Annotated in this window: 12 protein-coding genes; 6 read left to right on the forward strand and 6 right to left on the reverse strand. The window is 53.3% G+C overall.

Features of this window, described 5'->3' with window-relative positions:
• The coding region (locus INT22_RS02570; RefSeq protein ID WP_226912351.1) for a peptidase M16 at positions 1 to 1725 on the forward strand (1725 nt) is incomplete at its 5' end.
• Here INT22_RS02570 and INT22_RS02575 read toward each other — a convergent pair.
• Complete coding sequence (locus INT22_RS02575) at positions 1715 to 2386, reverse strand: response regulator (RefSeq protein WP_089040527.1); 672 nt, start codon at positions 2384 to 2386, stop codon at positions 1715 to 1717. The two genes, INT22_RS02570 and INT22_RS02575, sit on opposite strands and share 11 nt — an antisense overlap.
• 153 nt (positions 2387 to 2539) lie before the next feature.
• Complete coding sequence (locus INT22_RS02580) at positions 2540 to 3478, reverse strand: LysR family transcriptional regulator (protein ID WP_193059702.1); 939 nt, start codon at positions 3476 to 3478, stop codon at positions 2540 to 2542.
• 158 nt (positions 3479 to 3636) lie between these two features.
• Between INT22_RS02580 and speB the strand changes: the two genes are divergently transcribed.
• The gene (speB, locus tag INT22_RS02585) at positions 3637 to 4554 is read left to right on the forward strand and encodes an agmatinase (protein WP_193059715.1); all 918 of its coding nucleotides are present in this window, start codon (positions 3637 to 3639) and stop codon (positions 4552 to 4554) included.
• Between the two features lie 91 nt (positions 4555 to 4645).
• Here speB and INT22_RS02590 read toward each other — a convergent pair whose 3' ends face one another.
• From INT22_RS02590 to INT22_RS02605, 4 genes are all read right to left on the reverse strand, one after another.
• Complete coding sequence (locus INT22_RS02590) at positions 4646 to 5149, reverse strand: hypothetical protein (RefSeq protein WP_193059701.1); 504 nt, start codon at positions 5147 to 5149, stop codon at positions 4646 to 4648.
• Positions 5150 to 5287: 138 nt separating this feature from the next.
• Positions 5288 to 6259: a hypothetical protein gene (locus INT22_RS02595; protein WP_193059700.1), complete on the reverse strand. Its 972-nt coding sequence runs from the start codon at positions 6257 to 6259 to the stop codon at positions 5288 to 5290.
• Between the two features lie 36 nt (positions 6260 to 6295).
• A complete protein-coding gene (locus tag INT22_RS02600) occupies positions 6296 to 6943 on the reverse strand; it encodes a hypothetical protein (protein ID WP_193059699.1) in 648 nt (215 codons plus the stop codon).
• Positions 6944 to 7013: 70 nt separating this feature from the next.
• The gene (locus INT22_RS02605; protein ID WP_197915472.1) at positions 7014 to 8009 is read right to left on the reverse strand and encodes a hypothetical protein; all 996 of its coding nucleotides are present in this window, start codon (positions 8007 to 8009) and stop codon (positions 7014 to 7016) included.
• Positions 8010 to 8203: 194 nt separating this feature from the next.
• Between INT22_RS02605 and INT22_RS02610 the strand changes: the two genes are divergently transcribed.
• Genes INT22_RS02610 through INT22_RS02625 form a run of 4 tightly spaced genes read left to right on the forward strand, consistent with a single transcriptional unit; the run spans position 8204 to position 12599 of the window.
• Positions 8204 to 8737 (forward strand): molybdopterin-dependent oxidoreductase, encoded by a 534-nt coding sequence (locus INT22_RS02610; protein ID WP_193059698.1) that lies wholly within the window; start codon positions 8204 to 8206, stop codon positions 8735 to 8737.
• The gene (locus INT22_RS02615) at positions 8734 to 10530 is read left to right on the forward strand and encodes a sensor histidine kinase (RefSeq protein WP_193059697.1); all 1797 of its coding nucleotides are present in this window, start codon (positions 8734 to 8736) and stop codon (positions 10528 to 10530) included. Before INT22_RS02610 ends, INT22_RS02615 begins: the two co-directional genes overlap by 4 nt.
• On the forward strand, positions 10527 to 11588 hold the full coding sequence (locus INT22_RS02620; RefSeq protein WP_193059696.1) for a response regulator: 1062 nt from the start codon (positions 10527 to 10529) through the stop codon (positions 11586 to 11588). Before INT22_RS02615 ends, INT22_RS02620 begins: the two co-directional genes overlap by 4 nt.
• A gap of 18 nt (positions 11589 to 11606) precedes the next feature.
• Positions 11607 to 12599 (forward strand): hypothetical protein, encoded by a 993-nt coding sequence (locus INT22_RS02625; RefSeq protein WP_193067620.1) that lies wholly within the window; start codon positions 11607 to 11609, stop codon positions 12597 to 12599.
• The last annotated feature ends 78 nt before the right edge of the window (positions 12600 to 12677 follow it).

Below are 12677 nucleotides of genomic sequence, written 5' to 3' on the forward strand. Positions count from 1 at the left end.
TCACAGCATATTGGTGCAGACTGCCGTCACGGTAACGCGCAAACCCTAGGCAGCGACACGGCACTATTACTTGATGCGCTCACCGCGTTTCACCGCGATCACTACCACGACGGCCGCGTTAGCATCGCCATTATTAGCCCTTGGGCCACGGAAACGATGACCCGCCTGGTAAAACGCATGGCAACGCTGTTTAGCCCACCCACACCCAGCGCTCCTTCGCTTGCCATTACGTCCCGTTGGAGCCGCCTGCCACACGCGAAGATAGCCAGGACGGGCAACGCCATTGAGCTACTGTGGCCGCTGCCTTCGGCCGTCGCTCGTCATCAACTTACCGCCCTTGGCGACACTGCTGATCGGTTAAATCAAGGCTTCCTAGTGGAGCAGTTACCTGGCTCGATTACCGACTACCGCGCAACGCTGGCCCCTAGTGGGACGACAGACGCCTTTAGCTTGACGCTAAGCGGCACTGCGACACAGGAGCAGGTGAAAGCCCTTGCGGCAGCCCTAAGTGAGCGCTTAGCAGCCCTGCTCGGCACAATACCTAACGATCATAACAACCGTTGGCAGCCACCCGCTGATACGGTGCAGTTGGCCCCGGCTTGGTTTGCACACGCCCGCCACCAAGCGCTAGCTCGTCGCTTTACTGCGCAGCCCTCTGAACATCAGCCAGACGCAAGCCCGTTTGCCGCTAACAATGCCCGTTGGCTATTAGATAACGCGTCTCCATCGCCCTCACCACCCGCTTTTGATAGACAACCAGCGGCTTACCCCGCCGTGCAGCACTGGTGCGGGCTGTACGGTGTTAACGATGATTTTGCGGCACTTGTCACCACTGCCTGGGCGGCCTGCTTTGTGCCCGAGGCGATCATCGTATCCAGTCCGCTCACAGCTCAGCGGCTGGCGCTTCAGGCTATTGTCTTCAAGCAAGAGAACTCGCCCCACGGCAGTTGGGTGATAACGGTGGGTAGTCAAGCCAACCACGCCATGGTAGCGCTGTTGGAAGATGCCGTACTGGCTGTTTCTAAGGCTCAACAAGGGCTGCAGGCTCAGCAGTTGATACAGCGCTTAACACCATTGCCTGCCACGCCTGCGGTGTGGGTTTCCCATAGCACAGGCGCCGCTGCCGTTTGCCACGCGCTAGCAAACCTGGCGAGCCACGTCGCAATACGCGCGGAGCAGCCTCCCCCTGCTAGCCTACCGACCAGTACCGCCATCATGCGGACACTAAGCCTACCGGGCACCCCCAGCCAACGATTACTCTTAGCACTTGCGGAGCAGCATCACAGCGCGGCTTTTTTTCAGCAGGCACGCTATGACCATCACTTGGGGTATGTAGCAGCGGTTCGCAGGGGCGACGGCGCGCCCTGCTCACTTGGCTATGTCGTGCAAGCGAGCAATGCAGGGCAAGTCAGCAAAGACGCGGGCTCGGCAGGGAGGAAGCCGATAGAGGAAAAACTACGGTCGATCACCGACGCCCTCTGGCAAGAGTCTGATAGCGTTCTGCAGGCGCAACTGCCAACGCTAACACCGCCTGAAACGCCACTCGCAGCGCTGACTCTTCAGTGGCAAAGTCTCTTGGCAGGTACCCATCAGCCACTGCATCGCCTTGGACAACAACGCATCGATTCACAGGCACTTACCAATTTACTTTCTCAGATAAACACCTTGGGCCACTGGCAAACCCACTGGCTGGATAGCGCTGGCCACTATTTTGTCAGCGATTGAGGAACTGGGAAAAATCGATATCGTTGGCTGATAAAATCGCCTGTACTCGGCTAGTCACACCCAGCTTGCGCAAGATCGCTGACACGTGGGCTTTCACCGTGGTTTCTGCAATATTAAGGTGATAGGCAATCATCTTGTTAGATTCACCGCGCGTCATATGCTCCAACACTTGTAGCTGCTTGCGGGTCAGCAGGCGCAGTTGTTCCGCGGTAAACCCTTGGTCCTGATGGCGACGCTTGCGGATACTGTCCGGTGCGCGCATGGCATCGGCAGGTAGAAAGATATTGCCTTCCAACACCTGGGCAATGGCGTGGCGCATTTGATCACGGGGCAGTGACTTGGTGATAAACCCCGCCGCACCACAAGAGACTGCCTGCAGAATAATCTGCTTATCCTCTTCCGCAGACACGATCACCACCGGAATCGTAGGCTGCTCATTACGCAACTGCAAAAGCCCTGTTAACCCGTTCATGCCGGGCATATTTAAATCTAGCAATATCAAATCAAGATCAGGATCTTGCTGGGCATGGGCGAGGGCCGAATCAAAGTCTTCTACTTCGATAACCTCAGCATCTGCGTAAGCTTCACGGATCACTCGCGCCATGGCATCGCGCACCAGGGGATGATCGTCGGCAATCAGGAGTTTATATGTCGCTGTCATTATTATGGTTGCCTGTAGTTTAGCTAAATCCCGCTTACTGTGTCTTTTATAACACTCTACTAAGTCATCTCGACTAAGTCACCTCGACTAAATCACCACTACGGAGTCATCCGCCTTTAGTGAAGCAACTTCCCACCACCAAGCGGAGCCCGGCTACTGCTCAGCGGCTTTCTGCTTAAAGGTGCTAGCGAATTCGATCAGCGATTGCGTCAACCAAATGAGGGCAGGATCGTTGGCATGCAGCCCATGCTGAATCAGCGTCATATTAAGGGCAGGTAACTCTTTAGGCGGCGCGACGATCCGCACCGGCAGCATGGTGATAAATCGCTCGGCCATTTGGCGTGGCAACGTCATGATCGCATCAGTGAGCGCAACGACCCGCGCTGCCGCAATATAATTTAAGTTCTTTGAAATCACTCGGCGGTTTAAGTCGTGCTGCACTAAACAATTATCGATATTACTGGGTCTTAAACCGCTGATATCAGACAGTGCCACATGGGACTCACAGGCAAACTGCTGAATATTCAGTGCATCACCTACGCGCTCATTGTCAGTCGCAGCCAAGCAAACCAACTCCTCATCCATCCAAAGATGCTGTATGACACCACTGGGCAGCACACTTTGGCTATCCAGCCCGACCACCATATCCACTTGGCGCTGTTCCAGCCCTTCACTCAGTACGTTGGGGGTGATCAGCTCAATGGAAAAGCTGATATCCGGCGCGTAAGCCAGCAATTGGCTAAGAAACGCCGGATACATCACCTCTTCAAAATAATCCGTGGTGGCCAGGGTGAAATGCCGCTCGCTGGTGGAGGGTAAGAAGTTGATCGGCGGGGCGAGGCCTTCCTGCAACATGGCCAGTGCCTGCTGCACGACTGGCAACAGCGCCAGCGCACGAGGCGTTGGCTGTAGACCATTGTTGGTACGTATTAATAATGGGTCATCCAACGCGTCCCGCAGCCGTTTTAAGGCATGACTAAGGGCGGGCTGGCTTAAATGTAGCTTTTCCGCTGCTCGTGTCACGTGACGCTCACGCATTAGCGCTTCAAATACCAGCAGAAGATTCAAATCAAAATGACGAAGCGAACGCATAGCGCCTCACTATTTATCCAACGAATGGTTTCATTCTAAACATTCATTTCATTCATCGCTAAAAATTCCTTATCGTCGCGCTACTTCAAGCCCTATCCCCCTGTTTTATTTCTACTGCACGCCATAGGAGTACACGCTCGGTGACCCCATCTCAGATCATGCCAAGCCTGTTTGGTGATGTTATCTCTACCTTTATGGGCGTGCCGAAGGCCACGGATCCTAAAACGACCGATGCTGAGGTCGTGGTCAGCGGTGTGCCCTTTGATCTAGCGTGTTCAGGACGATCAGGCACCCGCATGGGGCCAAACGCCATTCGTCAAAGCACTGCTAACCTGATCTGGGAAGGCAAACGCTGGCCTTGGGACTTCGCCCTGGAAGAGCGGCTGCGGGTATGTGACGCGGGCAATCTGGACTACGCCTACGGTGAGCCGGAAAGCCTAGTCGATAACCTTGAGACCCACGCATTGCGGTGGCTAAAAGCCGATAAAAAAATGCTGACACTGGGCGGCGACCACTATATCAGCCTGCCCCTGCTACGCGCTCATGCTCGGGTGCATGGCCCACTGGCACTGATTCATTTTGATGCCCACACCGACACCTACGAGCAAGGCACGCGCTTTGACCATGGCACTATTTTCCACCATGCCCTAAAAGAGGGCTTGGTAGTGCCTGAGCACTCGCTGCAAATTGGTATTCGCACCAGCTATGATCGTCATAACCACCCTTATGAAGTGCTGGATGCAGACTGGGTAAATGATCACGGCCCTGCCGCCGTACTGGAACGCATTCGTGCCCGTGTTGGCCATCATCCAGCTTATATCAGCCTGGACATTGATGGCTTAGACCCTGCCTACGCGCCAGGCACCGGGACACCGGTATGTGGCGGTATGTCTACCGACCTGATGCTAAAAGTGATCCGTGGCATGGTCGGCATGCCGTTAATAGGCATGGATGTTGTTGAAGTAAACCCCGCTTACGACCATGGCGATATCACATCACTCGCCGCAGCCACGTTAGGGCTAGAGTTTTTATATACGCTGGCCGCGTCTAAGCGTGTTGAAAGGTTAAGCGTGTAAATCTCGCTTCACGTTGCCGCCTCTTCACTCACAGTGTTGAGGCGGAACAAGGTTGAGAAGTAGTTGAGCAGTAGACGGCTCCTGCTGATCATTACTCTTCACGCACCAACGTCGCATCAAAAGACACATCAATATCCATGGTATTGCTGTGATCATAGTCGTCTGACATAGACGCCAAATAGGCAAGCGACGTTGCAACACGCCCTTTTACTCGGCCAGTGTCACCATCGACATCCAGCAGCTCTATATCAATGGGCACATCTTGTTCTGTGCCGTAATGGGGCAACATTCCACTTTCAGGAAAATAGCTCACTGAGGCAGCACCCGCGTTGCCATTCATCACTATAAAGCTAATGCTAAGCGTGCCCTGGGTTTCAAATCGCGGTTCTCGATGCCCTTGGACAGTGACATTCATCATGCCCGGCATCAGCTCAGAAAAATTAGCCGTAGAACCTTCCGAGTGCGTAACGACATGCCACTCCTTAGACTCTCCATCTAGCGTGCCGCTGATCTCATCGGCAACGGCGTGCCCGCCCACCCACATAAGCCCACCCAGTAACAGTGCACCGCTCACGTATCGCTGTGGATTTATCATTTATTTTTCTCCTGTTTAATCACTTGTCTAATTCGGCGCCACTGATTTTATTGCTGGTTATTATGCTGGCTGAAACGGGGTGAGTTCGCCTTAGTGCACAGCTAGCGCACTGCTTCTTTTATTATAAAATTCAGCAGATTACTGTCTCGGCCAGGGCTGTTGATCACTGGTAGAGAACATTAGCGCAGTATCGCCTGCACCGAGGACAATCAGCCGCTCCCAGAGCGCACGGGTATGATCATCCATCAACTGGTCGTGGTGAATGACGAGGTCTAATGCGTCGTCCTGCCCCAGCCCCCTTTCTATATAAACCTCAATAAAGGGTTCCCCTGCTGCAACACTTTCCGGCCACTCTGGGATACGCCAGCCAGCGTGACCCTGCTCATCGCGTAGGCTCAGCTTCTCTAGGCCTACCTGTAGCACCGATAGCTCCAGCGGCCCCTGGTCGAACAGAGGCTCGATCGGCTCGAATTCTGGCCAATCACGCACTGCTTCGTTGAGCGAGTCGACGTCACGACAAGAAAACTCGAAGCAGTCAGCATCGTGCTGTTGTGACAGCTCGCGTCGGGCCACATGAACGAGACCTGCAACCTGCCCCATAATAGGTCGAGTAACCAGCCGCCAAGCAACGTCCGGCGTCTGACCAAATTCTGCAGCAGGAGCCACCTGCTTCTCGCCATATATCTCGATAAGCTCGGCGCGACGCGACGGCCCAAGGTTAAAACGCGAAATCTCGACCAGTTCAGCTATCAGTGGCGAACTCAACTCAGGGGTCACATTGGCCTGAGCATAGCGTAGCCGATAGCGGACGTGTGGAAGCACAGGCTCTTCGTTGAGCACTACCAGCAGCGCCTTACCCAATGGGCCAATATCAGCGTCGGCCAAGAACACACTGTCGCTGCCGCCATTATCGGTTAGCGCCTCACGCAGTTGCTCCTCTAACGCCGCCGCCTTCTGGCGCTGCCATGTGTCTTCTGGAATAAAAACCGCCGCGACATCCTCCAGCGAGGCGGCTTTTTCCAGCCGTTGATCTGCCGCCATTTCACCGCCATAGACAACACCACAGGCACCAAATGCAGCACAAAAAGCCAAAGGACGCAGACTCAACATTCAGCTCTCCTCACTCAATCGCTCAGAGCGGCGACGTTAACGAGCACTTTGCTCACGCACAGCGGCAAGATCCCAGTCACGCATTAAGTCGACGGCGACATCCTGGGATTCCAGGTTTTCACCCTTCACCTGCATCATAATTCGACCATCGAGTAATAGCGTCACTTCTGCACGGGAGCGTTCAGGCTCCCACTTCACCACTGCCGCTTCACGCCCTAAACGAACACGCTCCATATTAGGCTGCGCGGCGATCATTGCCGGATTATTAAACATTGCCCCCATGCTTTGTATCAGCGGGCTATCAAGCATCATGCTCGCGGTTATCTGACCATCGCCGTCATCTTGTTGATAAGTGCGCTCAAGCGACGTACCACCAGCGCCAAACATGGCAGCGGCTCCCCCTCCTGCGCTACCGGAGGACGCTTCATGTGCCGTCCAACCATCTGGTGCATCAGGGAACGTTTGGGCAATCAGGCCTGACATCATCTTGCGCATGTCTTCAATAGCAAATTCCAACTCGGTAATTGCCGCGCCGTACTCTTGCTCTTGATAGAGCTCAAGACCTAGCTCGATCTGTTCAACGACCTCATCCGCTAATACGCTTTGTGCGGCTGGAAGCATTAGGACGCTAGCCAGTGCAACAGCCTTGAGACGATGTGTCGACAAGATAATATTAGATTTCATGCCTCTTCCCTCTTAGTAGATATTGTTGGTTATTTCGAAGCCGTTTTACGATTTATCTGACGCTACTTTCTTATGCCTGCCCCCTATCGAATGCGCTCGCTTCATTTGTTTGTGTTGTTTGCTCAGAGGCAACTTTCTGTTTTAACTCACGGAATTTTTTTGACATACCATCCAGTTTAGCTTCCCATTCAGGGTCTGGGGTTTGGCCTTCGATGACGTTGAAGTAGACCTGCATCATGCAGGTCACAGCCAGCGGCTCGAATACCGCCGCTTTAACGCTCCAGGCAAACAACAGAGCAATCAATAGGCCCGTCGCTGACCAGCCTCCAGGAATCAGATACGCTACCAGCGCAGCCGGTGCCAGCATTACCAGAAAGACCAAGAACGACAGCAGATAGATGATTAATGTTAGCCAGGCGGCATTCTTCATCATTGGCTTTAGGTTCTGCCCATAAAGTACTAACGCATCTCGCGAGCTTGCCCATGTATTGGTTGACCGCGTCCGGATGCAATACGCCAGAATCACTTCATCGATAAAGCCTATGGCAACACGTAAAAAGGCTTGCACAATGCGTAAAAACTGCTGCGCCCCTGGAATTGGCAGAATCCGAAACACTGTCCTGACGATGCCAACCAGTGACCTGAGTACTCCCTTGATCAATTGATCCACCACAAACAGGGCACTAGCCTGGCCGAACCGCTGCTTAACCACCTGGCTGGCATGCTGAATTTGTCCACGTCCTTCGGGTAGCGACTGCCCCGCCAACAACTCGACCAATACCGCAATATGCCCTGCTTTAACGACATACAAGAGGTACTCACGCAGCACATACATCACCGCACCAACAATCCCAAAACCAATGGCACCACCCCAAAAAGTTGAAGCCGCGCGAAAACCTTCGTCACCAAAGCCGCCAACGCCCCAGCCGACACCAGCGCCAACGCCCGTCATCAGTACATAGGCCAGCGCAACGCCAAAATAGACCACTAAGCGAAAGATAATAAAAGGTAACGTTCTGAGCATCAGGCCAATGGCCTGACCAAGCCGAAAATCCCACATAAGCATGTATCTCTATTAGTGAAGACGTTAAATAACGTGTCGTCATCAATAACGTTAAAACATGCACAGCAGTGGCGCCCCCTTCGTTTGAAGAGGGTTAACGTGGTGACGGCATGTTATTGCGTCAACACTTTGCTAAGGTGAATGAATAAAGCAGCTCTCTAATAAGAAACATTAACCAAGCGATGGCGAGTGCTCCCATGCCCCTACTCTATTTTTTATCAAGTTTGCTGGCTGCCATACTCGCTCCTTCAATGCTGTACGCCGATAGCCATCATTCAGCGGCGATAGAACGCCTGCTGCCTCCCCCCTCTGGGCCAGTGCTGCTGACCATTGACGGAGCAATCAGCCACACCAATATCGACAATAGCGCCCAGTTCGACGCACTAATGCTTAGCTCGCTAAATTCCTATACGCTCGCCACAGAGACGTCGGTCTCCGACGGCGTTAGCTACTTTGAGGGCTTTCTATTGCGCGACCTGCTGGAATGGGTAGGCGCCGACGGTGAACAGGTCATTGCTACCGCGCTGAATGACTATATTGTTGAAATTCCACTGAACGACTTCTATCAATATGATGTGCTGGCTGCCACCCATATGAATGGCGAAGCACTAACCCCTCGCGATAAGGGACCGCTATGGATTGTCTATCCGCGCAACGATCATCCAGAGCTGCAAGATATCCGCTACGACTACCGCTGGGTGTGGCAACTTAACGGGCTGACCGTGGAATGATCCGTTTTCCGGCTCGGGCACGTATTTACTGGTTGCCGCTGGTGGCCATTGGCCTGTTCATCACTCTTTTATTTTTCTCTCTGCTACGCCTGTCTGGGGTCGAGAAAGATATGCGCAGCAACGTTGATGAGAACATGCTGTGGGTGATCACTCAGTCCCAGTTAGCAAGCCATCGCCTGCAGGAAGCGGTACATCGCCATGCCATGGGGCATACTGATGCTCAGCCAGAACAACGCCTAGATGTGCTCTACAGCCGCCTAATCCTTATGGATCAAGGCCCCCAGCGTCGTTATATTCAAGCCTTAGGCTTTGAACCGCTACTGGATGACACCCTTGAGCAGTTAGCGCACATTGACAGCCTGCTACCGCTATTCTTGCTGGACGAACTACCCTCTGACGATATGTACCGCAATATTCAGCCGCTGCTTACCACATTAAACCGCATGGCCAATGCGGTCATGATGGAAGAGTGGGAAGCTACCGGTGAGCGGCTGGACGACTATCGCGATAGCCTAATGCAGGTGATTTACTCAGCCGTGGGCATACTGGTCACTGGCCTACTGTTAGCCCTGTTATTGCTATGGGCGCTTAGCAAACGCCGGCAGGCACAAGAAGCGCTTACCCAGCACCTTGATCACTTGGAAGACGTCGTCAGCGCTCGCACTCAGGATCTGGAAGATCAGCGTCGCAGGCTGGCAGATTCAATAAACACAGCGCCTGATGGCTTTGCGGCCTTTGATGCCACCGGGCAGTTACAGTTAATCAACGCGCGTTTAGCGCAGTTACTCCCTGAGACAGAATGCATCTTCTCTCCTGGCTCTCCCTTACATGATGTTGTAACGAAGCTCTGCCAAACCTGCGTTAGCACGTCGGCAGTACTGCCTCTTCACCAAGCCAGCGCACAATGCGATATCGAACTTGCTGGCGGCGAGTGGCGACAGTTGACGTTGCGCAGAACGCAATCCGGTGGACACGTCATGCGCCTTGCTGACATTACCTCTTATAAAGCAACAGCGATTGCCTTGGAAAACGCCCTGGAGCGTGAGCGAGGCATAAGTGATTTCTACCGTAGCTTCGCTGCCATGGTGTCCCATCAGTTTCGCACCTCACTGGCAGTGATTGATTCAGGCCTGCAGCGCTTGATGCGCCACCACTCGGGCTACTCGGCAGAAGAGCGGGCTGCCCGCTATCAACGCTTGCGTGATACCGTCGCCCATATGACTGAATTGGTTGATGCCTCGCTGCTGACTGCACAGCTAGACGCGGGGCAGGTAAGTAGCCATCAACAGCCCCACGACCTGATTAAGCTGGTCAGAAAGGCATGCCACTTACATCAGGAAGCGCTCGGCACTACTCGGCTACTCATTAACGTGGAGATTCCGCCGGGATTAAAAACGTTGCAGGTAAGCTGTGACAAAGCGCTAACCGAACACATTATTGATAACTTGCTGACCAACGCCTGCAAATATTCACGCCTGGGAAGCCCCATCAATGTCGAACTATCACGTGATGCAAACGGGGCTTACTGTCGTGTCAGTAATCAGGGAGATGCCATTCCTGATGCCGAGCAGTCGCATATCTTTGAACGTTTCTATCGTGGTGCCAATAGCACCGGCCAGCAAGGGCTTGGGCTAGGACTCAACATTGCCCGCACGCTGGCACATATTCAACAGGGCGAGCTGACATTGCTCCGTTCAACATCTGAGACGACTACCTTCCAACTCACCCTGCCCCAAGTACAGACACAGGCAGATCAATGCGGTACTCAAGTTGATAAGGAGTTAGCACGATGAATGAACGTGCGCCGTTGGTGCTATGTGCTGAAGATCATGAAGAGCTGCGCCGCGATTTATGCGACGAGCTGCGCGAGGCGGGCTACCGCGTTGTGGAAGCTAGCGACGGAGAGGAAGCGCTGGCACATTTGAAGGCGATGCCCGATGTAATTCTGTGCGATATCACCATGCCGCGCCTGAACGGCTATAACCTGCTACAGCAGGTGCGAAATGAATTCCCAGAACTTGCGGATACACCGTTTATCTTTTTGACCGCGCTTTCAGACCGTTTTGACATTATCGAAGGCAAACGCCTGGGTGCCGACGATTATCTGGTTAAACCGATTGACTACGATCTGCTGCTGGCCACGCTAGAAGCGCGACTGCGACAGGTAAGCCGTATGCGCGCCAAAAGCACGCGAGAGCTCGACCATTTGCGCCAAGGTATCCACCACTTACGCAGTGAAATCAGTGAGCACGCCTTTGCTGCAGCCAAGAGTGCACTCGACCTGATGGCCGCCGGTGTGGTGCTGTTGGATAACCGCGGCCAGCCACTGTTGACCAACCGAGCGGCCTTAAGGCTAAACCTCGACAAGCCGCCATTAAGCGGCATTCCTAGCCTGGAAGGCATTAGCGACACGTCCAGCCAACAACTACATCAAGCCGTGCGCAGAAGCCTAGCCGCCAATCGGCTTAGTGCTGAAAGCACTGATTGCCTACGCCTTTCCCGCTTGGGCGGGCACAGCGACCTGATGCTGTTTATCTGCTCACTCGCCAACGGTGCGGCAAACGCTGATAGCCCCGCGGTAGCTGTCATGCTGATTGACCCGAATCAGCGCGTCCAACTACCGGAGCCACTGCTTGCCGAGCTATTCGGGTTCACCCCCACCGAAGCGACTATCGCCACACACTTAGCCGAGGGGCAACGCAAGGAAGATATTGCCGAGCTGTTGGGCGTTTCCTCGACAACGGTGGCCTTCCACTTACGCAACCTGTTCCAAAAAACCGACACTCGGCGGCAGGCGGAATTGATCGCGGTGATTCTGGCCGGCTCAATGAGTCTATCTATTCAACGTTAAGGTCAGCGTATTGAAACCATGATTAATCGTGAAGGCATTTTCCAAAGACCAGACCAAGTGATCGACATCACGGGTTGGGATGTTCACAGAGATTATGAAGTTTTCCCAGTCGGCGCTCGTGATAAATCGCTCCGCGTCTGCCCTGCCTCCCCCCCATATGATTTCTGCCTGCCTGGGCATCGATATTTATTCAAAGAAGCTATAAAAAGTGCGAAAAATTCAGACAAGCCCCGTTATCCAAATCAATACTGGGCTGAAGTGATCGCTTTTCATATCGGTCGATTAATGGGTCTTACACTGCCACCCGTTTTTATTGCAATTGACTCTGTTCGAAACGAACCAGGCACCGTTAACGAGTGGTTTATTGGCTATGCAGATAGTAAGGAGGCTCGCTACTTTCCAGGCGGAGATTACTTGCAACGTCGCATATCAGGGTTCGATAGAGATAAAGGTAGACAGCACAACTTAACCACTATTATTGAGTTAAGTCGCTTGTTAGAGAGAGGCGGGTGGCTGGCTGATGACTGGAGAGAGTACTGGGGACTTTGCCTATGTTTCGATGCGTTAATTGGCAATACTGATCGCCATCAGGAGAACTGGGGAGTCATTTGGGGAGAAAATGGCCCATCCGCACGCTATACGCCTTACTTTGATAATGGCACTAGCTTGGGACATGAATTACAGCCGCGTAAAATGCATAGCATGATGCATGATTCCCACCAGCTAAATGCTTACCTTAGAAGAGGCCGACACCACATGCGATGGGCTAAAGAAGACCAAAACCGTCTACCGCTAATCCAGGGTGTTGCACAATATTGCCAACAGTTCCCTATCGCGCGTCCAATACTGATAGAACGATTGCAGCGTTGGTGCGATGATGACCTTAGAAAAATTCTGAATTACCTAACTTGCTTTGACCTCCCACACCCCTTTACCCAACAGCGTGCTGACTTCGTAGCGTTTTTGACTCTGACAAGGAGAGAGCGCCTGCTGCAGGCCCTGGAGAAATAGTATGACCCGCTTAATCGAACATCTAGTGGAACCACACCGGCTGCTGCTTTATTGGCAGGCGCGTGAGAGCACAAGCCG

It is taken from the genome of Halomonas sp. 3D7M (assembly GCF_014897885.1).
GTDB lineage: Bacteria > Pseudomonadota > Gammaproteobacteria > Pseudomonadales > Halomonadaceae > Vreelandella.

Excerpts from the sequence above, each read along its gene's own strand:
- INT22_RS02625 (WP_193067620.1), top strand. The coding sequence starts at position 11,607 with ATGATTAATCGTGAAGGCATTTTCCAAAGACCAGACCAAGTGATCGAC.
- INT22_RS02580 (WP_193059702.1), bottom strand. The coding sequence starts at position 3,478 with ATGCGTTCGCTTCGTCATTTTGATTTGAATCTTCTGCTGGTATTTGAA.
- INT22_RS02610 (WP_193059698.1), top strand. The coding sequence starts at position 8,204 with ATGCCCCTACTCTATTTTTTATCAAGTTTGCTGGCTGCCATACTCGCT.
- INT22_RS02600 (WP_193059699.1), bottom strand. The coding sequence starts at position 6,943 with ATGAAATCTAATATTATCTTGTCGACACATCGTCTCAAGGCTGTTGCA.
- INT22_RS02590 (WP_193059701.1), bottom strand. The coding sequence starts at position 5,149 with ATGATAAATCCACAGCGATACGTGAGCGGTGCACTGTTACTGGGTGGG.
- INT22_RS02615 (WP_193059697.1), top strand. The coding sequence starts at position 8,734 with ATGATCCGTTTTCCGGCTCGGGCACGTATTTACTGGTTGCCGCTGGTG.
- INT22_RS02575 (WP_089040527.1), bottom strand. The coding sequence starts at position 2,386 with ATGACAGCGACATATAAACTCCTGATTGCCGACGATCATCCCCTGGTG.
- INT22_RS02595 (WP_193059700.1), bottom strand. The coding sequence starts at position 6,259 with ATGTTGAGTCTGCGTCCTTTGGCTTTTTGTGCTGCATTTGGTGCCTGT.
- INT22_RS02620 (WP_193059696.1), top strand. The coding sequence starts at position 10,527 with ATGAATGAACGTGCGCCGTTGGTGCTATGTGCTGAAGATCATGAAGAG.
- speB (WP_193059715.1), top strand. The coding sequence starts at position 3,637 with ATGCCAAGCCTGTTTGGTGATGTTATCTCTACCTTTATGGGCGTGCCG.
- INT22_RS02605 (WP_197915472.1), bottom strand. The coding sequence starts at position 8,009 with ATGCTTATGTGGGATTTTCGGCTTGGTCAGGCCATTGGCCTGATGCTC.